Raw genomic sequence first — 19,781 nt, 5'->3', positions numbered from 1 at the left:
GATTTCTTCTGTGCCCGCAGGGGTTCACGCGGTTCCGGAGGGGGACCCAATGGATGGTTGGTCCGGGGATGCGGGAGAATGGGGTACGTGACGAGGATCGTGATCATCGGTGGCGGGCCTGGCGGATACGAGGCGGCGCTGGTGGCCGCGCAACTTGGCGCACAGGTGACCGTGGTCGAACAGGACGGTCCCGGCGGGGCTTGCGTGCTGACGGACTGCGTGCCGTCCAAGACGCTGATCGCCACCTCCGTGCGCAAGCAGGCGCTGCTCGACGCCAGCATGCTCGGCGTGCACTTCACCGGCGGTCCCGACGGCGACGTCGGCGGCGTCATCGCCGACATGCCGCTGGTGAACAAGCGGGTGAAGGAGCTGGCCCAGGCGCAGTCCGCCGACATCGCCGCGCGGCTGGCCGCCGAGGGGGTCGAGGTGGTCCGGGGCGCCGGGCGGCTGGTCGACCCGCAGGTGGTCAGGGCCGGTGACCGGACGATCCGGGCCGACGTGGTCATCGTGGCGACCGGCGCGACCCCGCGCATCCTGCCCAGCGCCGAGCCGGACGGGGAGCGCATCCTCACCTGGCGTCAGATGTACGACCTGGAGGAGCTGCCCGAGCACCTCATCGTGGTCGGCTCCGGTGTTACCGGCGCGGAGTTCGCGGGCGCCTACCGCTCCCTGGGCTCGGAGGTCACGCTCGTGTCCTCGCGCGACCGGATGATGCCCAACGAGGACGCCGACGCCGCCGAGGTCCTCGAAGAGGTCTACCGCCGCCGCGGGATGAACGTCATGGGCCGTTCCCGGGCCGAGTCGGTCAAGCGCACCGCCGACGGCGTGGTCGTCACGCTGGAGGACGGCAGGACCGCCGAGGGCACCCACTGCCTGATGACGGTCGGCATGATCCCCAACACCGCCGGGATCGGCCTCCAGGAGGCCGGGGTCACCCTCGACCGGGGCGGCTTCATCCAGGTGGACAAGGTCTCGCGCACCTCCGCGCCCGGCGTCTACGCGGCCGGTGACTGCACCGGCGTGCTGATGCTCGCCTCGGTCGCCGCCATGCAGGGCCGGATCGCGGTCTGGCACGCGCTCGGCGAGGCCGTGCAGCCGCTCCGCCTGGCCACCGTGGCCTCCAACATCTTCACCGACCCCGAGATCGCCGCCGTGGGCGTCGCCCAGAAGGCGATCGAGGCCGGCGAGATCGAGGCCAACGTGGTCAAGCTGCCGCTGGCCACCAACGCCCGCGCCAAGATGCAGGGCTTCAACGACGGTTTCGTGAAGCTGTTCTGCCGCCCGCACACCGGCATCATCCTCGGCGGCGTCGTGGTCGCCCCCGGCGCGTCCGAGCTGATCCTGGCGGTCTCGGTGGCCGTCCAGCAGCGGCTCACCGTGGACCAGCTCGCCCACACCTTCGCGGTCTATCCCGCGCTGTCGGGCTCCATCACCGAGGCGGCCCGCCGCCTGATGCAGCCGACGACCCCTAGCGGGATCTGACCCGGAGCCGTCCCAGGGCGTTCCTGCCGTCCTGTACGGCGGCCGCCACGGAGTGCAGCTCCTCCTCCCGCCGGGCCACGGCCAGCGCCCTCTTGGCCGCCTCGTAGGCGTCCAGCGCGTGCCGCCAGTCCTGCTCGCCGCTGACCGCGCCGCGCCCGCTGACCTGGAACTCGTAGTCGAGCTGGTCGATCTCCTCGCCCAGCCGGGTGACGTCCTCCTCGGCGCCGCGCAGCAGGAGCGCGAGCCGGGCGCCCCGCCTGCTCCGCCGCTGGGCGCTGATCCCCCAGATCACCACCGTGACGGCCAGGCCGAGGGCGCTGACCACCACCATGACGAGCCCGACGGACGGGACACCGCTCCCGGTCCGCCCGGTGTCCGGCGTCGCGGCCGTGTCGTCCTGGGCGCTCTCGTCCTGGGCGCGGTCGGTGTCGGGGGAGATCGGGCCGACGGGCAGGCTGATGCCCGTCGGGGTGCCCCTGGCGCCGGTCAGGTCCGCGTCGTCGGCCTGGATGAAGGAGGCCCCCTCCACCAGCGCGCCGGTGAAGTCGGCCCCGTCCAGCTCGGCCTGGACGAACACGGCCTCGCTCACGTCGGCGTCCTTGAACGTCGCGTTGCGCAGGTTGGCCTGGCCCATCTTGGCCTCGTGGAGCTTGGCCCGGGTGAAGTCGGCCTTGCGCGCCTTGATCTGGCCCGGGGTGCTCTCGTTGAGGTCGGCGTCGATCAGCTTGGCGTTGGTGAAGTCGACCTGGGTCAGCTCGGCCCGGGTCAGCGCCACCCCGGTCAGGTCGGCGTGCGGGAACTCCGCCTGCCCGGCCTCGGCGTCGACCATGATCGCGCCACGCAGGTCGGCGTGGTCGGCGTGCATCTGGCCGAGGTCGGCCTCGGTGAGATCGGCGCCGCGCAGGTCGGCGTATTTCAGCGTGGCCTGGGTGAGATCGGCCTGCTTGAGGACGGCGCCGCGCAGGATCGCCCCGGTCAGGTCCTTCTGGGTGAGGTCCACGCCGTTCAGCTTGGCCTTGGTCAGGTCCGCGCAGCGCAGGCTGTAGGGGAGCGAGGCGCCCTTGGTGAAATCCCTGCCGCGCAGGTTGGGGCCCTGGCCGGGCCTGCAGGGCCCGGCCTCCGCCTGGGCCGGGGAGATCAGGGTCCCTGACAGCGCGAAGATCGCGACAGTGAGTGCCAGAGGAACGGAACGACGCACGAGAGCCTCCTCGGAAAGCAGTCCCGATCGTGTCAGTGGATCATTGCACCCCGCTAGACATCCGCTTGCACCTTATGCACAGCGTAACCATCCGATGACAGACGCGGTCCGGCGGTGCCCCGCCGGCCGCCACCGTGGTCGATCGCGAACAGCCGGTCGCCCCGCCGTACGAGCTCCACGGGGGCGGGTTCCAGGCCCAGCAGGCGGGCGCAGGCGTCGTTCGGCGCCTCCGGCGTGCCGTGCCTGCCCGTCAGCCAGGTCCTGAAGGCCGGCGGCCGGTACGTCACGGTCTCCGTGCCGCTGAAGCGGATCTCGCTGTCCGTCCGGCACGGCGCGCTCGTCCCGGTCCCCGCAGAGCCGGGCGAGGCCGTGGGGGGCGGGCCGTACGGAAAGATCACAAAGGCCGTGGTCAACAGTCCTGAGCACCAGAGGCCGGCCCGTCGCGCGGCGGCCGAAGCGGCCCCGCTGCTCAAGAACGCCCGCTCAGCCCGGGGCGGAAGGTCGCCGCGGTGGGCCGCCGGCCAAGACCCTCATGCACCGACTGGTATTCGGGAAAGCTGCCCTGCCGGATCACCCCGTTCGACGGCGTCAAGAAGCGCGCCGCCGCCGTCACCGGGAGCGAGGGCGACGGCCGCACCGGTCACGTCGGCGGCCCGACGCGGATTTTCGCGGAAGGTACTTGCGCTCACCGCTGTCGGTAACTTATAACTTCAGTAAGAGCTTTTCGAGAAGGCAGGCTTGAGGATACCTGCCTGGTCCAATGGAGGTGGTTACCGATGCTGCTGACGTCGATCGACCCGTTCGTCCAGGAGTTCGACCGTCAGTTCGACCGGCTCGCGCGGCAGGCTCTCGGATGGGGCGAGAGCGACACGCGCGGGGCCATGCCGCTGGACGGCGTCCGCCGCAAGGATGACGTTCTTCTCAAGTTCGACCTGCCCGGCATCGACCCCGACTCCATCGAGGTGACCGTCGACCGCGGCGTGCTCTCCGTGAGCGCCCGCCGCGAGGAGGAGCACGGGCAGGACGACCGGCTGTTCGTGCGCGAGCGCCCGATGGGCACCTTCACCCGCCGGGTCTACCTCTCCGAGCACCTCGACAGCGAGAAGGTCGACGCCGCCTACTCCAACGGTGTCCTGGCCGTGCGCATCCCGGTGATCGAGAGGGCGAAGCCTCGCAAGGTCGAGATCCACAAGGCCGACGAGGTCAAGTCGATCAAGGCCTGAACGCCCATGATCTGAACAGCGAACCTCGACAGGGTGGGTGCCGGGTCCCGGCGCCCACCCTGCGGCGTTCACGCCACCGCGGAAAGAGTGATGATGGTCAGGCTCCCCTTCGACGACGAACACGCCCCGCTCTACTCGGTCGGCCAGGTGGCCGACATGCTCCATGTCGAACAGGCGTTCCTGCGCCGTCTCGACGAGCACGACGTGGTACGGCCCGCCCGTTCCAGCGGCGGCCAGCGCCGATACACCCGTCACGAGATCGGGGACCTCCAGAACGCCATCCAGCTCGTCGGCGAGGGCATGACCCTCGCCGCCGTCCGCCGTATCTTCGAGCTGCAGCACCAGGTCAGGGAGCTCCAGGAGGAGCTGGCCAGGGAGCGGGCCGCCCGCCGGGAGGGCTGAGACCTCGGGTGGGTGCTCGCCCTCCCCGGCGCCCTGGCTGCTGCCCGCGGTGGAGGCCGAGACGCGTGGGCGCACGATCGCGCCGGACGCCGGGGGCTGCCAGGTCGTGGCCTCGACGCTGGGCTACGGCGCGGCGGCGCTGGGCGGCGCCGCGCGGGTGCTCGACTCGGTGGACTCGGGCCGTTTGCCGCGCGTCTCTTGACCTGAGCCTCACAGGCGTGCGCCTTTCAGGGAAGCTCCGTTCGGAACACGCGCGTAACGGACGGAGTTTCCCTGGACCGATTGTCGAAGCGCTTCGACAGAGGCGCGCTGCGCCAGTACGGCAGGCGGGTGCCCGGGGAGATCGCGGTGGTGGCGATCTGCCCCGACGACATCGCCGAGCGCTCCGGCCCGGCGCTCACCTCGGTGCTGATCCCGGCCGAGGAGGTCGGCCGCCAGGCGGTGCGGCTGCTGATGGACAAGCTCGCGGGCCGCGCCGTACCCGACGGCACGCTGCTGGAGCCCCGGCTGACCGTCCGCGACAGCACCTGAGCGGAGGCGTGCCGGTGCCCGGTCCGCGCGACAGTGGCCGGTCCGTCCCTCCGAGACGGTCCTTGAGCGGGGAGGGCCGGGACCCGGTCCGCCCGACGGCCTGGCGGGGCGGGATGGTGTCCGCGTGACGGGCAACCTGGCGGGGCGTGCAGGTGCCCGCGCGGCAGCCCCTGAGCGGCGCCTGACGTGACGACGGGCGCGCCCCCTGGGGGGACGCGCCCGTCTCGGCTGTCAGCGGTGACTACCAGTCGCCGCCGCCGAAGTCACCACCACCGAAGTCGCCGCCGCCGCCGAAGTCACCCCAGCCGCCGCCGCCGAAGTCGCCGCCGCCGCCGAAGTCACCTCCGCTTTCGGCCGCGCCGTCCGCGTAGCCGGCGCCGTAGCCGCCCATGCCCCAGCCGCCGCCCATCATGCTGCCGAGCATGGTGCCGACGAGCATGCCGGTCATGACGTCGCCGAAGCCGCCGTAGTAGCCGTAGGCGTAGGGCTGGTAGGCCGGGCCCGCGTCGTAGTAGGGGCGGCGCTGGCCGTTGACCATGACCTCGCGCGTCTGCGGCTCGAAGCCGCGCTCGATCGCCTCCGCGTCGCCCGCGCAGGCGGGCACGTCGCGCACCGCGCCGCCGGGGGGCGCCCAGCGGACGTCACGGACCGAGGGGCCGTGCTGCGGGTTGAAGAAGCAGGGCGAGCGCCGCTCGGGGAGCGGCTGGTGGTTGACGCGGGCCTTCACGCAGGCGAGGGCGTAGCGGCCCTCCTCCAGCGCGGTGGTCACGCCGCGCAGCTCGTCGGGGCGCTTGACCGCCGTGAGCTCCACCTTGGCCCGCTCGTAGGAGTCGAGCGCGCGCTGCCAGTCCTGCTGGTGCGCGGCGCCGTCGCCGAGCAGCTTGACGTCGGTGTCGAGGTCGGTGATCTCCTCACCGAACTTGGTGACGTCCTCGTCGACGGTCTGCTTGACCGCGGCCAGCTCGGCGGCCTCGCGGGCCTCGCGCTGCTGCTTCTTCTTGCGGGAGTAGAAGAAGATGCCCGCGCCGCCGGCCAGGGCCAGCACCAGGATGCCGACCAGCACGCCCGCGCTGGAGCCGCCTCCGGAGGAGGAGCCGGAGCTGGAGCCGATGCCCGCGCCGGTGGCCGCGTCGTCCGCCAGCTTGACGAAGTTGATCACGTTGTCCGTCGGGCTGGCGGTGGTCTTGGCCCGGCCCAGGAGCTCGTCGACGTCGACACCCTTGATGTTGGAGGTGCCGAACGGGGTCTTTCCGCTCATCAGCAGGACGGTGGACTTGCCGCCGATGTCCTTGCGGACCGAGGTCAGCATGGTCCTCGCCTGCGACTGGCTGGTGATCGAGCCCTCGGGCAGCAGGCCCACGTAGACCGAGGAGGTCTGCTCGGCGGCGCTGCTGATGGCGTCGGCGGCGTTGGCCGGCACTCCCGCGGCGGGGTCGATGTAGGTGTGATCTCCGTCCTTCAACCCGGCGGAGACCGTGCTGGGGTCGGGCGCCGCGGCGTTGGCCGCCGGCGCGATCATGAAGATGGCCAGCAGTCCGGCGAATAGCGCGACGATCGCGACACCGAGACGACCTGGCGCGGATTTAGTGGTGATCACGGCAGAAAGCCTCCTTCGTCCTGAAAGACGAATGAGTGGACGTCAGAGTTCCCTACTGCTTGACCGTATCCCCTCCCGGGCCACGTGTCGCAGCGAGATCGTCATCAGGCCGGTCGTGGTGCGCCCGCACGCCTGTCGTACGTGCCGTCAACAGCGGTCCCCCGCCCCGGACGGAACGTCTGTGGATCTTCCGATCAGCTGGAGGGACCGTCGGGGTGGGGGTGGTCAGGTGTCCTTGATGTCGCAGACGGTGGCGCCGGCGGTGACGCTCTCGCCCACCCCGGCCCGTAGCCCGGTCACGGTGCCCGCCCTGTGCGCGGTCAGCGGCTGTTCCATCTTCATCGCCTCCAGCACCACGATCACGTCGCCGGCGGCCACCACGTCGCCGTCGGCGGCCACGACCTTCACGATCGTGCCCTGCATCGGGCTGATCAGGCCGTCGCCGCCGGCGGCGGCCCTGCGGCCGGCCGCGGTGGCGGCGCGGCGCGGCGGGCGGGCCGCGGCCGGCCGGGCGCCGGCGGCGCCGAACCCGGCCGGCAGCACCACCTCCAGCCGTTTGCCGCCCACCTCGACGGTGATCCGCTCCCGGCCCGCCGCCTCCGCGGCGGCCGCGTCGGCGGCGGTGGTGGGGTAGGGGGGCAGGGTGTTGACGAACTCGGTCTCGATCCAGCGGGTGTGCACCGCGAACGGTTCGGCGGTGAAGGCCGGCTCGGTCAGTACCGCGCGGTGGAAGTCCAGCACGGTCGGCATGCCCTCGATGGTGAACTCCGCCAGCGCGCGGCGGGCCCGGCGCAGCGCCTGGGCGCGGTCGGCGCCGGTCACGACGAGTTTGGCGATCAGGGAGTCGAAGGCGGCCGGCACGGTCATGCCGGCCTCGTAGCCGGCGTCCAGCCGGACCCCGGGGCCGGCCGGGGCGCGCAGCGCGGTCAGCGTGCCGGGGGCGGGCAGGAAGCCGCGGCCGGGGTCTTCGGCGTTGATGCGGAACTCGATGCTGTGGCCGCGGGGGGCGGGGTCGTCGTAGCCCAGCGGCTGGCCGTCGGCGATGCGGAACATCTCGGCCACCAGGTCGATGCCGGTGACCTCCTCGGTGACGGGGTGTTCGACCTGCAGGCGGGTGTTGACCTCCAGGAAGGAGACGGTGCCGTCGTGGCCGATGAGGAACTCGCACGTGCCGGCGCCGATGTAGCCGGCCTCGCGCAGGATCGCCTTGGAGGCGGTGTACAGCTGCTCGCGCTGGGCGGGGGTCAGGAAGGGGGCGGGCGCCTCCTCCAGGAGTTTTTGGTGGCGGCGTTGCAGCGAGCAGTCGCGGGTGGAGACCACCACGACGTTGCCGTGGGCGTCGGCCAGGCACTGGGTCTCCACGTGCCGGGGCCGGTCGAGGTAGCGTTCGACGAAGCATTCGCCGCGGCCGAAGGCGGCGGTCGCTTCGCGGACGGCGCTGTCGTAGGCGTCGGGGATCTCATCCAGGGTGCGGGCGACCTTCAGGCCGCGGCCGCCGCCGCCGTAGGCGGCCTTGATCGCGATGGGCAGGCCGTGTTCGGCGGCGAAGGCGAGGACCTGTTCGGTGCCGGTGACCGGGTCGGGGGTGCCGGGGGTGAGCGGGGCGCCGACGCGGTGGGCGATGTGGCGGGCGGCGACCTTGTCGCCGAGCGCGGTGATCGCGGCCGGGGGTGGGCCGATCCAGGTCAGGCCGGCGTCGAGGACGGCTTGGGCGAAGGTGGCGTTCTCGGCGAGGAAGCCGTAGCCGGGGTGGACGGCGTCGGCGCCGGTGGCGGTGGCGACGGCGAGGAGTTTGGGGATGTCGAGGTAGGTGTCGGCGGGGGTGGTGCCGGTCAGGGCGTGGGCCTCGTCGGCCAGGCGGACGTGCAGGGCGTCGAGGTCCTGGTCGGCGTAGACGGCGACGCTGGCCAGTCCGGCGTCCTTGCAGGCGCGGGCGATCCGCACGGCGATCTCACCACGGTTGGCGATCAGGACCTTCTGCACCGACGTCGTTCCCTTCCGTACATGTGCGAACAAGGGGCCGGCGGGCCTCCAAGGGAGTTTAAACGCCCGCACAGCGGCCGGGGCCGGGGCCGTCCTTCGGTGCCGGCGGGCCTTCATGGGAGTGTAAGCGCCCCCTGATCGCCGGGCACGGCTGGGTCCTACCTGCCGAGGTACGCGCCGCCGTTGACGTGGACGACCTGGCCGGTGATGTGCCGGGCCTCGGGGGAGGCCAGGAAGCTCACCGTGGCCGCGACGTCGTCGGGCGTGCCGGGGCGCCCGTTCCTGGTGCTCTCCACCCGGCGCCGCACCCCCTCCTCGGTGAGGCGGCCGCGGAAGAACTCGGTGTCCACGATCAGGCCGGGGGAGACCACGTTGGCGGTGACGCCGCGCGGGCCGAGCTCGGCGGCCAGATCGGCGGTCCACGCCTCCACGGCGGCCTTGGCCGCGCCGTACGAGCCGGAACCGGTGCCCCGGGCCGCGATCGAGCCGACCGTGACGATCCGGCCGTGGTCGGCCAGGCGGGGGGTCAGCGCGCTGGTGACCAGCACGGCCGACATCAGGTTGGCGTTGAGGTTGGCCCACCAGCTCTCGGCCACGTCCATCAGGTCGTCGCCGGGCGCGCGGTCCAGGTTGGTGTTCCCGCCCGCGTTGTTGACCAGCACGTCGACCCGGGCCGGCAGCCGGTCCAGGGCCTCGCCCACCGCGACCGGGTTGGCCGCGTTGAACGCCACGTAGGAGAGGCCCAGCCGGTCGGCCGTCTCCTTGAGCACCTGTTCCCGCCGTCCGGTGATGGTCACCCGGTCTCCCTGCGCGGCGAACGCCGCCGCGACGGCGGCGCCGATCCCGGTGCCTCCGCCCGTCACCACAATCTCACGCACTGTCCATGACTCCTCACGTCACAGAAAATCAAGGTGAAAAGGAACGTTAGCTTCTCCGGACGTCCGGGAAGGTCCATAGCCGCTCGGCATAATCCCGGTATCACTGTGATCCACTCGCCTATCGTGATTTCGTTTGGTGAGCCCCCCGACACCGATCCCGAAGGAGACTGGCATGAGCCAGAACTTGCTCGGCGGCAATCCCGCGGAAATGCAGCAGATGGCCACCCAGTTCACCCAGCAGGCAGACCAGGTGCGGGCCACCATGGCCGCCCTCGACCGGGAGGCCGGCAAGGTCGGCACCGCCTGGACCGGTCCCGGCGCCCAGCGGTTCACCGAGGCGTGGCAGAACTACCGCGCCGCCTTCCAGCGCATGTCCGAGGAGCTCGCCGAGGCGTCCCGGGTCATCAACACCTACCGCGGCAACATCGAGTCCGCCACCCGATAGCCGGACCGCCGAGACGCCCCGGCCCGGGTGGGCCGGGGCGTCTCGGCGTGCGCGGGCCCCTCAGGTCACGGCCGTCTGGACGGGGGTCACCGACCCCAGGGTGACCAGCAGGCCCCGGCCGGGCGGGCCGCCGACCGCGCCGCGGGGCAGCCGGATCGTGAACAGGTCGCCGTCGGCGGGGCTCTGGACCGACAGCAGCAGACCCGTGCGGGCCTTGCGGGCCTCGGCGACGAAGCCGCGGTAGGCGGTGGTCAGGTCGCCGGTGGTGCCCGCGATGATCAGGCCGTGCTCGCCGTCGCGGCCGGTCCGGAGCACCTGCTCCAGGGCCGTGCCCAGGGGGGTGTCGGCGGAGATCAGCTCGGCGTCGTCGACGATCACCACATACCGCTCCTGCCCCGCCAGTGCCTCGGGCAGGTCGCCGTCCGCGCCGAGTACGGCCAGCACCCCCGGGGCGTCCACCAGCGTGCTGAGCGGGCTGCGCCGGGGGGTGACCAGGGCCACGGGCGTGCCCCGCGCCAGCAGGGAGCGGGCGGCGGTCAGCAGCGCCGAGGAGCGGCCGGACCTGGAGGGGCCCGCGACGACCGCGCCGGGCCCGTGGGCGAGCAGGTCGACGCCGAGCGGGGCCAGCGAGTCGCCTCCGGCGCCGAGCAGTGCCCACAGGGGCGAGGGAGGCTCGAAGGACGGCGCCAGCTCCAGCGCCTGCGCCGCGGTGATCCGCATGGGCAGCGCGTCCACCCGCAGGGGCGGCTCGCAGTCCCAGAGCCACCCGCCGGGCCCCGCCGCCGCGTCCCCGGCGAAGCGGGCGGGCACCGCGCGGGCCAGCGCCTGGAGCGCGCCGACCTGGGCCGGCCCGGAGGGGTCGTCGCAGAGCAGGGAGATCTGGCTCTCGGCGAGGCCGTGCTCGCCGGTGGACAGGGCGCGGCCGGGGGCGAGCGTGGCCGGCAGGTCCTTGACGGGCAGCCCGGCCAGGCCGTAGTCGGCCGGGTCGGCCAGCCGCAGGATCAGCCGGTCGTCGAAGACCGTGGAGATCTGCCCGATCAGCGCCGAGCGGTCGCCGGTCACCACGGCGCGCAGCCCGACCGCCGGGCCCTCCCGGAGCAGCTGCATCAGCGACTCGATCAGCCGCCCGTAGTCGTAGCCCTCGAAGGCGGCGACGTATCCCTCCCACCGGTCGAGCATCAGCACCAGCCAGGGCAGCCGCGGGCCCCCGGCGGCGGCGCGCAGCTCGGCCAGCGACGCGTATCCGGCCTCGGCCAGCAGCTGCTGGCGCCGCCCGACCTCGGCGCGCAGGCGGGCCAGCAGCCGCTCCACCCGGTCGAGCTGGTCGCGGGTCACCACCGCCCCGCAGTGCGGCATCGCCATCAGCGGCAGCAGCGCCCCCGAACCGCAGTCGATCGCGTGCACGTGCACGTCCTGCGGGGACGCCCCGGCCGCGATCGCCCCGGCCAGCGTGCGCAGCGCGGTGGAGCGCCCGCTCCGCGAGGCGCCGGCCAGCAGCAGGTGCCCCCCGTGGGCGAGGTCCAGCGTCAGCGCCCGCCGGTCCTGCGCCCACGGCAGGTCCGTCACCCCGAACGGCAGCGGCGGCACCTCCTCCGCCCCCGCCCGGTACGGCGGCGCACCGCCGGGCGGGTCGGCCAGGCCGGGGGCGACCACGAGGTCGCCGAGCGGCGGGAGCCAGGGGCTGGGCTGCCGCGGCACCCCGGCGATGCGGGCGGCGTCGGCCAGGGCGTCGGCGAGTATGGACAGGTCGGTGACCGGTGAGCCCTCGGGGGCCGTCCCGGGCGCCGGCAGCGGCTGTCCCAGGGCCCGCCAGCCGACCTCCGTCACCCGTGCCCTGACCTCGGCGGAGCCCCCGGGGCTCCGGCCGCCGATCCGGGCCGTCTGCACGGCCGTCGCCGCGCCCGCGCCCGACTTCACGTAGCACCGGCCGGGGGCCGACTTGGGGATGTGCGAGGCGTCCGGCCGGCCGATGACGTCGGCGGACTCGGCGGCGTCGGTCACCCGCAGCGCGATCCGCAGCGAGGTGTTCGCCTGGATGTCGGCGGTGACCACGCCGCCGGGCCGCTGGGTGGCCAGGATGAGGTGGATGCCGAGCGAACGGCCCCGCCTGGCGATGTCCACCAGCCCGGTCATGAAGTCGGGCAGCTCGCTCACCATCGCCGCGAACTCGTCGATGACCAGCACCAGCCGGGGCAGCGCGGCCGGCGGTCCGGCGCGCCCGCGCAGCGGCCCGGCCGGTGTCCTGCCGCCGGCCACGAGCAGGTCGCGGGAGGCGCGGGCCGCCCGCGTGTCGCGGATCGCGTGGTAGTCCTCGATGTCCTTGGCCCCGGCGGCCAGCAGCAGCCGCTCCCGGCGGCGGATCTCGGCGGCCAGGGACGTCAGGGCCCGCTGCGTCAGGTGGCCGTCCAGGTCGCTGACCATGCCGACCGTGTGCGGGAGCCGTACGCACTCCTTGAAGGCGGCCCCGCCCTTGTAGTCGATCAGCACGAACGTCATCTCGTCGGGCCGGTTGGCCACCGCGAGCGAGCAGATCAGGGTCTGCAGCAGCTCGGACTTGCCCGCGCCCGTGGTGCCCGCGATGAGCGCGTGCGGCCCGTCCACCCGCAGGTCGACGGAGAACGGCCCGTCGGGGCCGGCCCCGATCACGGCCTCGGTGCTCCGGCCCCAGCGCTCGGCGAGGGCCGCGCCCGACACCGAGGGCAGCTCCAGCAGCTCCAGCAGCCGCGCGGAGCCGGGCAGGGCCAGGGCCGAGTCGTCCCGGCTGACGTCGCGGATGGGGGCCAGGGAGCGGGCGAGCCGGTCGCACCAGGTGACCGAGACCTGGTCGGCCAGGATCTCGCCGAGGTCGTCCAGGCCGCCGCCGCGCAGCCGTATCATGCCGCCGTCCGTCACGGCGGCGACGGTGGCGCACTCCTCGGGCAGCAGCCGCTGGTCGTCGTCGACGGCCAGGGTGTAGACGCCCGCCCGGGGGCCCTGGCGGAGCACCTGCGGCATGCCGGGCAGCGCGCGCAGGACCTGGGCGCCGTCCAGGACGACCAGCACGTCGTAGGGGCGCTCGTCGTAGACCGGGGCGGCCTCCGCCGCCCCCGGGCCGCCGCCGAGGTCACCCCAGCCGGTCGGGACGCGGGCGAGCTTGGCCGACGGGCTCTCCTCCTCGCCGAGACGCTCGTCGATCAGCCTGGTCAGCTCGCTCACCCGGCGGGCGGCCGCCTCCGGGTCGGCGCCGACCAGCGCCACGCAGTCCTCGCCGCCGTGCGGGGCGCTGTGCGGCAGCCAGCGGACCCAGTTCCAGCGCTCGTCGCCGTCGCCGTGCGCCGACAGCACCACGATCGCCAGGTCGCGCGGGCTGTGCAGGGCGGCGGCCTGGCCGACCAGCCAGCGGGCCAGGCCGGCCGTCGCCTGCCGCGGTCCGGTCAGGCCGGCCACGCCCAGGCGGCGCATGACCAGCGCCACCGGGACCGCGTGGCAGGTCGGGAGTTCGGGCAGCGGGCCGTCGAGCGGGGCGGAGCGCTCGGGGACGAACTCCAGGGCGGCGGGGAGGTCGGCGAGGCCGACCCGGAGGCGGAGCGCGTCGGGGTCGTGGTCGCGGCGCTCCCACAGCCGCCGCCGGGGGCCGGTCGCGGTGAGCAGCACCTCGGCGGGGTCGGGCGCGGCGGCCCGGCGGCGGGTCTCGTCGGCGGCGCGGGCCTCCTCCACGGCGGCCTCGAACGCCTTCAGCCGCTCCTTGTACTGCTTGACCTGCTGGCGGTACTGCTTGCGGCCGTGCCGCCGGTCGCTCCACCACTGACCGATCATGATCAGTGGGGTCATCAGCGCGAACAGCAGGAAATACCACGTTTTGAACGCCCAGGCCATGGCCAGCCCCAGCCCGGCGGGCAGGAAGGCGGTCAGCAGCTGCAGCCGCATGGTCTCGGCGCGCTTGGGCTCGGCCGGGACCTCGAAGCGCCGCTCGCCGTCCGGGGCGCGGAGCCGGGGCGGCCGGTTGTAGGCGAGCCCGCCGTCGGGCTGGGCGTCCAGATGCGCGTCGGGCGGCTCCACGGCCTTCAGGGTCAGCACGGTCGAGCCGCAGGTCAGCAGGGCGTGCTCGGGCCACGGCGCCGGGCCTTCGAGGGGCTCGCCGGCCAGCAGCGCCACGGCCCCCGCCCCGGGTTCCACGGTGATGGCGTCGGGGGTGAGCCTGATCACGGCGGCCTCGCCGGACAGCCGGGGGTCGGGGACGGCCACCGCGCAGGCGGGGTCGGAGCCCACGGTGTGGACGCCCAGGCTGAGGCGGTGCACGGATCCGGCGGCGGGCCCGCCGATCACCCGGACCTCCACGATGCCGCCGGGCTCCTCGGCCATCGTCGCCCCGGCCAGGTCGCGGTCGAGGGTGACGAGGTCGCCGTCGCGGAGCAGGCCGAGCGCGGGGGCGTCGGGGTCCAGGGGACGGCCGTCGCGCCAGAGCGTCGGAGGGGTGGCGCCGGGGGAGTCGTGGCCCAGCCCGTAAGGCGCCTTGCTCCGTGTCAGCCGCACCACGTTGGTGGGCCGCTCGCCGCCCTGCCCGGCCAGCGACTCCGCGAGCCGCGCCACCGTGGTCGTCTCGTCCCCCTCGACCATGACATCGCGGTCGGCGTGCTCGCTGAGCACGGTGAGCATGATCCGCATCGACGCTCTCCTCGGGTCGGGCCCCGGTCCAAGGTACAGAGTGGGAACGGTCCGGGAGGAGCTGTTTGCGGCAATGCCGTGGGGCACGGGCCGGTATGTGGAAAACATGGCGGCCTGTGGACAACTGTCGGACGCTGTTGCCCGGTTATGCCGTTCTTAATGGGCGTTTGCCGATTTGAGCGCTCCGGAGAGGCTGGGGATTCACCGCGCGGAGCTGTGGAAAACTCAGCCGGGACCTGTGGGGTCCCGCCGGGCCCGGGTCCGGGCGTGGAGCTCGCCGGCCTTCTCCTCCAGCAGTCCGGCGTACGCGCTGACCTCGGAGGCGACCTCCGCCAGCCCGGCCGCCGCGCGGTGCAGCCCCGCGACGACCCGCCCCGTCGCCGGCGCGCCGGCGACGCGTTCGGCCCCGCGACGGCGTAGCCGTCCGATCGCCGTCCGGAGGAGCCGGACCCGCCCTGACCCCGGTGTGCCGCGCCTGAACCAGTTGGCCATGGCGTAAGGATGGCACATTTTGAACGGGTTCAGGGTGGTAGGAGACGCGCGATCCGGTGACGGGGGAGTGAAGGCGGCGAGACATTTGCCGGAATGAAAGGTGTAAATAGTGGGAAGCCTGTTACGTGGGTTAATCCATCCCTTATCACCTTGATAAGTCAGCTGTCACCTAGCCAAACCGTCAGTTTCTTCCAGATCAGCGTTGACAGAGGCGTTCCTATCAAACGAGCATGGGTCTTGGCTTTTGTCCGGCAGTTCATCGGCACGGTGCGCATAATGGCGTAAATTCGACCACGTAGTCCCCATATTGTGATCACTCTGGGAGTCCCCCTGCCCATGAGGACCAGTGAGAAGCCAACGAGCCGCCCCCCGGTGAACTCCGAGCGGCAAGGCCCGGCGGCCGCCCTTTCCGGACCGGCGTCGCGCAAGCTCCCCGTCCCCCCGCGCGAGCGCAGGCCCGCACTCGCGGCCCTGGCCCTGCTGCTCATCCTGGGCGGCGCGCTGGCCACCACCCTGCTGGTCCTGCGCAGCGGGGACCGGGTCTCGGCGATCCAGATCGTCCAGCAGGTCGGCACCGGCCAGCGCATCCCCCGGGCCGCCATGCGGGAGGTCCAGATCGCCGACACCGGCATCGGCTACGTGGCCTATGCCGACAGCGTCCGCGTCTCGGAGCACTACGCCCGCGTCACCCTGCTGCCCGGGACCCTGCTGACCAGGGAGATGGTCGTCTCGGCGAGCGCGGAGCTGGGCCCGGGCAAGGCACGGGTGGGCCTGGCGCTCAAACCGGGCCAGCTCCCGGCCAACCTGGCGCAGGGCGACCGGGTCCAGGTCATCCACGTGCCGGGCCGGGGCGGCGGGGCCGGCGCCCAGAGCCGCGTGCTCGCCCAGGCCGCGCTCGTCCACAGCGTCGGAGGCCAGAGCAAGAGCGGCCTGTCCGGCCAGGTGACGATCATCGTGGACGCCACGGTGTCGCCGACGATCGCCGCCTACGCCTCCAACGGCGAGATCGCCCTGGCCGAGCTGCCGGGAGCGCGCTGACGTGGCGCTCATCGTGCTGGCCGCCGACAAGGGGGCGCCGGGCGTGACCACGGCGGCCACCGCGCTCGGCGCGGTCTGGCCGCGCCCGGTGCTGCTGGCCGAGTGCGACCCCGCCGGCGGGGACATCGCCTACCGCCTGCCCGCCGCCGACGGCGGCGTGCTCAATCCCGGGCGGGGCCTGCTCACCCTGGGCGCCACCGCCCGCCGCGGCCTCCACCCCGACCAGGTCTACGAACACACCCAGAAGATCGTCGGCGGCCTCGACGTGCTGACCGGGCTGACCCACGGCGAGCAGGCCGCCGGGCTGAGGTGGCTGTGGGGCCCGCTCGGCCGGGCGCTGGCCGCCCTGCCCCACGCCGACGTGCTGGCCGACTGCGGCCGCCTCGGCGGCCACCCCGAGACGGCCGAGCTGACCGCCGAGGCCGCGATGGTGGTGCTGTTCACCAGGGCGAGCCTGGACCACGTCGCCCACCTGCGCGAGCGCCTCCAGGTGATGCCCCGCGACCCGCAGGTCGGGGTGGTGGTGATCGCCGACCCCCGGCAATACCGCACGACGATCGACGAGGTCCGCCGGATCGTCGCCGCCACCGGCAGGGAGGCCGCCTTCGTGAGCGGGCTCGCCCACGACCCCAAGGGCGCGGAGCTGCTGCGCGGCCAGTGGGGCGGGCGCCTGGACCGCTCCCTGCTGATCCGCACCGCCCGGGAGCTCGCCGGCCGCCTGGCCGCCCAGGTCCGCGCCCCGGAGCCGGCCGCATGACCATCGACCACACGCTGGTGAAGCGCTTCCGGCAGGAGGTCGGCGACCGGCTGGCCCACCAGCGCCGCTTGGACCAGGCCAGCGGCCTGGTGCCGATGACCGGCGAGGACGAGCGCCAGTTCGCCCGCGCGCTGATCGCGCAGGTCCTGGAGGAGTTCGCGCGCGGCGAGATCGGCGTCGGCCGGACCCCTCCCACGGCCGAGGAGGAGGAGGCGCTGGCCGCCGGGATCCACGCGGCGCTGTTCGGCGTCGGCCGGCTGCAGCCGCTGCTGGACGACCCCGAGGTCGAGAACATCGACATCAACGGCTGCGACCGGGTCTTCGTCGGCTACGCCGACGGCCAGGAGATCATGCGCGATCCGGTGGCCGAGTCCGACGAGGAGCTGGTCGAGCTGATCCAGATCCTCGCCGCCTACAGCGGCCTGTCCAGCAGGCCGTTCGACACCGCCAACCCCCAGCTCGACCTGCGCCTGCCGGACGGCTCCCGGCTCTCGGCGGTGATGGACGTGACGGTCCGCCCGTCGGTCTCCATCCGCCGCTCCCGGCTGGGCAAGGTCTTCCTGAGCGACCTCGTGGGCAACGGCACACTCACCCCGGAGGTCGGCCGCTTCCTGTCGGCCGCCGTGGCCGCCAGGAAGAACATCATGATCTCCGGCTCCACCAACGCCGGGAAGACGACCCTGCTGCGCGCGCTGGCCAACGAGATCCCGCCGTCCGAGCGGCTGATCACCGTGGAGCGCGCGCTGGAGCTCGGCCTCGACCAGTTCCCCGAGCTCCATCCCAACGTGGTGGCCTTCGAACAGAGGCTGCCCAACTCCGAGGGCCAGGGCGAGATCAGCATGGCGGAGCTGGTCCGCCGCTCGCTGCGGATGAACCCGTCCCGGGTGATCGTCGGCGAGGTGCTCGGCGACGAGATCGTCACCATGCTCAACGCGATGACCCAGGGCAACGACGGCTCGCTGTCCACCATCCACGCCAACTCCTCGATGGAGGTCTTCAACCGCATCGCCACCTACGCGCTCCAGGCCGCCGAGCGCCTGCCGATCGAGGCCACCCACATGCTCATCGCGGGCGCGATCGACTTCGTGGTCTTCATCGAGAAGCGCAACGAGTACGCGGCGGGCGGGCGGCTGCGCCGCTACGTGTCGAGCGTGCGGGAGGTGGCCGGGGTGGACGGCAGGGTGCTCTCCTCGGAGGTCTTCGCGCAGTCCCCCGACGGCCGGGTGCTGCCGCACGCCCCGCTGTCCTGCCTGGAGGAGCTCACCCGCCACGGCTACGACCCGGGAGGCTGGAGGTGATCCCCCTGCCGCCCGGACTGCTCGACCCGCTGGCCCTGCTGGCCGGGGCGGCCGTCGGCGCCGGGCTGTTCCTGCTCGGCCTGGCCCTGTACGGCACGCGCCCCCGGCCGTCGGCCCCCGACAAGAAGGCCGGCCGGCGCCGGCTCCTCAAGGCCCTGTCCACCCGGTCGGCAGCGGGCGCCATCGCCGGCGTGCTCGTGCTCGTGGTGACCGGCTGGCCGGTCATGGCCGTGGGGGCGGTGCTCCTCGCCCTGGGCTGGCGGGGCCTGTCCGGCGGCGCGGCCGAGGAGCGCACGGCGATGCGGCGGCTGGAGGGACTGGCCGCCTGGACCGAGTCGCTCCGCGACACCATCGCCGGGGCCGCGGGTCTGGAGCAGGCGATCCCGTCGTCGATCCGGGCCGCGGCGCCCATGCTCCGCCCGCACCTGCGCGCGCTGGTGGACCGCCTGCACACCCGGATGCCGCTGCCCGACGCGCTGCGGCTGTTCGCCGACGAGCTCGACGACCCCTCGGCCGACCTGGTCGTGGCCGCGCTGATCCTCAACTCCAAGCTGCGCGGCCCCGGCCTGCGCGACGTGCTCGGCGCGCTCGCCGTCTCGGCCCGGGAGGAGCTCGACATGCGCCGCCGGGTCGAGGCCGAGCGCCGCTCCACCCGGCGCAGCGTGCAGATCGTGGTCGGTACGGCCCTGGCCTTCGCCGTCGCGCTGGTGGTGTTCAACCCCTCCTACGTCGAGGAGTACGACAACACCCTCGGCCAGGCCGTGCTCGTGGTGGTCGCCGGGTTCTTCGGCGCCGGCTTCGCCTGGATGCGCCGCCTGGCCCGCTTCGACAAACCCGCCCGCCTGCTGGGCCTGCCCTCGGGAGGAGAGATGCGCGATGACTGAGCCGCTGCTGGCCGGATCGGTGCTCGGGCTGGGCCTCTTCCTGCTCATCCGGGCGCTGTTCCCCGCCCGTCCCGGGCTCGTGACGCGGCTGCTGGCGCTGGACGCCGCCAGGGAGGGCACCGACGTCCCGCGCATGCAGCTCGTCCTGCCCGACGAGGAGGTCAGCGCCTTCCGCCGGGGCCTCGGCGTGCGGCTGGCGCGCTTCTACGCGGCCCGGGGGTGGGAGGCCCGCTCGGCGAAGGCCGACCTGGCCCTGCTCGGCAGGTCGTTCGAGGGGTTCCTGGCCACCAAGATGCTGCTGGCCGCCTCGGGGCTGCTGGCCTTCCCGCTGCTGATCGGCTGGCTGGTGCTGATGGAGTGGGGCGTCTCGCTCACCATCCCGCTGTGGGCCGCCCTCGCCGTCGCCGGGGTCTTCTTCGTCCTGCCGGACCTGCAGATCAAACGCGACGCGGCCCGGATGCGCCGCGACTTCCGGCACGTCGTCGGGGCCTTCCTGGACCTGGTCGCGATGAACCTGGCGGGCGGGCGCGGCGTGCCGGAGGCACTGATGATGGCGGTCTCGGTGGGCAGCCCCGGCGCCGACGACGAGGGGGCCAACTGGGCGATGAACCGGATCCGCGAGGCGCTCGGCAACGCCAGGATCGTCGGCATCACCCCCTGGCAGGCCCTCGGGCAGCTCGGCGACGAGATCAACGTCGACGAGCTGCGCGACCTGTCCGCCGCGCTCGGCCTGGTCGCCGACGACGGCGCCAAGGTCCGCGCGTCCCTGACCGCCCGCGCCGCGACCCTGCGGCGGCGTGAGCTCGCCGAGGTGGAGGGGCAGGCGGGTGAGCGGTCCCAGTCGATGCTCGTCGCCCAGCTCCTGCTCTGCGCGGGCTTCGTGATCTTCCTGAGTTTTCCGGCCGCTATGAAGATGTTGGGGTCCTGAC

Annotated in this window: 18 protein-coding genes; 11 read left to right on the top strand and 7 right to left on the bottom strand. The window is 73.4% G+C overall.

What is annotated here, in order from left to right:
• Positions 1–87: 87 nt before the first annotated feature.
• Complete coding sequence (locus J2S55_RS10565; RefSeq protein WP_306859281.1) at positions 88–1,482, top strand: NAD(P)H-quinone dehydrogenase; 1,395 nt, start codon at positions 88–90, stop codon at positions 1,480–1,482.
• Here J2S55_RS10565 and J2S55_RS10560 read toward each other — a convergent pair.
• Together J2S55_RS10560 and J2S55_RS10555 are read right to left on the bottom strand one after the other, a co-directional pair.
• Positions 1,469–2,680: a pentapeptide repeat-containing protein gene (locus J2S55_RS10560; RefSeq protein ID WP_306859279.1), complete on the bottom strand. Its 1,212-nt coding sequence runs from the start codon at positions 2,678–2,680 to the stop codon at positions 1,469–1,471. The two genes, J2S55_RS10565 and J2S55_RS10560, sit on opposite strands and share 14 nt — an antisense overlap.
• Positions 2,681–2,733: 53 nt before the next feature.
• Positions 2,734–2,967, bottom strand: a complete 234-nt coding sequence (locus tag J2S55_RS10555; protein WP_306859277.1) for a hypothetical protein — start codon at positions 2,965–2,967, stop codon at positions 2,734–2,736.
• Between the two features lie 489 nt (positions 2,968–3,456).
• On the opposite strand from J2S55_RS10555, the gene J2S55_RS10550 reads away from it, so the two are divergent.
• The 4 genes from J2S55_RS10550 (at position 3,457) to J2S55_RS10535 (ending at position 4,836) form a co-directional block, all read left to right on the top strand.
• The gene (locus J2S55_RS10550) at positions 3,457–3,903 is read left to right on the top strand and encodes an Hsp20/alpha crystallin family protein (RefSeq protein WP_306859275.1); all 447 of its coding nucleotides are present in this window, start codon (positions 3,457–3,459) and stop codon (positions 3,901–3,903) included.
• A 90-nt stretch (positions 3,904–3,993) separates the two neighbouring features.
• Positions 3,994–4,305, top strand: coding sequence for a MerR family transcriptional regulator (locus J2S55_RS10545; RefSeq protein WP_306859273.1), 312 nt, complete (start codon positions 3,994–3,996; stop codon positions 4,303–4,305).
• Between the two features lie 49 nt (positions 4,306–4,354).
• A complete protein-coding gene (locus tag J2S55_RS10540; protein ID WP_306859271.1) occupies positions 4,355–4,507 on the top strand; it encodes a hypothetical protein in 153 nt (50 codons plus the stop codon).
• A gap of 80 nt (positions 4,508–4,587) precedes the next feature.
• A complete protein-coding gene (locus J2S55_RS10535; RefSeq protein WP_306859269.1) occupies positions 4,588–4,836 on the top strand; it encodes a substrate-binding domain-containing protein in 249 nt (82 codons plus the stop codon).
• A 241-nt stretch (positions 4,837–5,077) separates the two neighbouring features.
• Here J2S55_RS10535 and J2S55_RS10530 read toward each other — a convergent pair whose 3' ends face one another.
• From J2S55_RS10530 to J2S55_RS10520, 3 genes are all read right to left on the bottom strand, one after another.
• A complete protein-coding gene (locus J2S55_RS10530; protein WP_306859267.1) occupies positions 5,078–6,433 on the bottom strand; it encodes a hypothetical protein in 1,356 nt (451 codons plus the stop codon).
• 225 nt (positions 6,434–6,658) lie between these two features.
• Positions 6,659–8,416 (bottom strand): acetyl/propionyl/methylcrotonyl-CoA carboxylase subunit alpha, encoded by a 1,758-nt coding sequence (locus tag J2S55_RS10525; RefSeq protein WP_306859265.1) that lies wholly within the window; start codon positions 8,414–8,416, stop codon positions 6,659–6,661.
• Between the two features lie 158 nt (positions 8,417–8,574).
• Entirely contained in the window at positions 8,575–9,294 is a 720-nt protein-coding gene (locus J2S55_RS10520) for an SDR family NAD(P)-dependent oxidoreductase (RefSeq protein ID WP_306859263.1), read from the bottom strand.
• A 172-nt stretch (positions 9,295–9,466) separates the two neighbouring features.
• Here J2S55_RS10520 and J2S55_RS10515 point away from each other — a divergent pair, with 172 nt between their 5' ends.
• Positions 9,467–9,739: a WXG100 family type VII secretion target gene (locus J2S55_RS10515; protein WP_012888044.1), complete on the top strand. Its 273-nt coding sequence runs from the start codon at positions 9,467–9,469 to the stop codon at positions 9,737–9,739.
• 60 nt (positions 9,740–9,799) lie between these two features.
• Here J2S55_RS10515 and J2S55_RS10510 read toward each other — a convergent pair whose 3' ends face one another.
• A complete protein-coding gene (locus J2S55_RS10510; protein ID WP_306859259.1) occupies positions 9,800–14,383 on the bottom strand; it encodes a type VII secretion EssC family protein in 4,584 nt (1,527 codons plus the stop codon).
• 225 nt (positions 14,384–14,608) lie between these two features.
• On the bottom strand, positions 14,609–14,875 hold the full coding sequence (locus J2S55_RS10505) for a hypothetical protein (protein WP_306859257.1): 267 nt from the start codon (positions 14,873–14,875) through the stop codon (positions 14,609–14,611).
• 372 nt (positions 14,876–15,247) lie between these two features.
• Here J2S55_RS10505 and J2S55_RS10500 point away from each other — a divergent pair, with 372 nt between their 5' ends.
• From J2S55_RS10500 to J2S55_RS10480, 5 genes are read left to right on the top strand one after another with little or no spacing between them, the layout of a single operon-like run.
• Complete coding sequence (locus tag J2S55_RS10500; RefSeq protein ID WP_306859255.1) at positions 15,248–15,913, top strand: hypothetical protein; 666 nt, start codon at positions 15,248–15,250, stop codon at positions 15,911–15,913.
• 1 nt (position 15,914) lies between these two features.
• Complete coding sequence (locus J2S55_RS10495; protein WP_306859253.1) at positions 15,915–16,670, top strand: hypothetical protein; 756 nt, start codon at positions 15,915–15,917, stop codon at positions 16,668–16,670.
• A complete protein-coding gene (locus tag J2S55_RS10490; protein ID WP_306859251.1) occupies positions 16,667–17,968 on the top strand; it encodes a TadA family conjugal transfer-associated ATPase in 1,302 nt (433 codons plus the stop codon). Before J2S55_RS10495 ends, J2S55_RS10490 begins: the two co-directional genes overlap by 4 nt.
• Entirely contained in the window at positions 17,965–18,852 is an 888-nt protein-coding gene (locus tag J2S55_RS10485) for a type II secretion system F family protein (RefSeq protein WP_306859249.1), read from the top strand. Before J2S55_RS10490 ends, J2S55_RS10485 begins: the two co-directional genes overlap by 4 nt.
• Positions 18,845–19,780: a type II secretion system F family protein gene (locus J2S55_RS10480; RefSeq protein WP_306859247.1), complete on the top strand. Its 936-nt coding sequence runs from the start codon at positions 18,845–18,847 to the stop codon at positions 19,778–19,780. The genes J2S55_RS10485 and J2S55_RS10480 overlap by 8 nt, the downstream gene beginning before the upstream one ends.
• The last annotated feature ends 1 nt before the right edge of the window (position 19,781 follow it).

The sequence above is a fragment of the Streptosporangium brasiliense genome, assembly GCF_030811595.1.
In the GTDB taxonomy this organism is placed as follows: domain Bacteria; phylum Actinomycetota; class Actinomycetes; order Streptosporangiales; family Streptosporangiaceae; genus Streptosporangium; species Streptosporangium brasiliense.
Note: the sequence above shows the minus strand (reverse complement) of the source record. Positions and strands in the feature narration are given on the sequence as shown.

What these genes read in the sequence shown, in the direction of transcription:
- J2S55_RS10550 (WP_306859275.1), top strand. Translation starts at nt 3,457, where the DNA reads ATGCTGCTGACGTCGATCGACCCGTTCGTCCAGGAGTTCGACCGTCAG.
- J2S55_RS10545 (WP_306859273.1), top strand. Translation starts at nt 3,994, where the DNA reads ATGATGGTCAGGCTCCCCTTCGACGACGAACACGCCCCGCTCTACTCG.
- J2S55_RS10515 (WP_012888044.1), top strand. Translation starts at nt 9,467, where the DNA reads ATGAGCCAGAACTTGCTCGGCGGCAATCCCGCGGAAATGCAGCAGATG.
- J2S55_RS10510 (WP_306859259.1), bottom strand. Translation starts at nt 14,383, where the DNA reads ATGCGGATCATGCTCACCGTGCTCAGCGAGCACGCCGACCGCGATGTC.
- J2S55_RS10505 (WP_306859257.1), bottom strand. Translation starts at nt 14,875, where the DNA reads ATGGCCAACTGGTTCAGGCGCGGCACACCGGGGTCAGGGCGGGTCCGG.
- J2S55_RS10490 (WP_306859251.1), top strand. Translation starts at nt 16,667, where the DNA reads ATGACCATCGACCACACGCTGGTGAAGCGCTTCCGGCAGGAGGTCGGC.
- J2S55_RS10480 (WP_306859247.1), top strand. Translation starts at nt 18,845, where the DNA reads ATGACTGAGCCGCTGCTGGCCGGATCGGTGCTCGGGCTGGGCCTCTTC.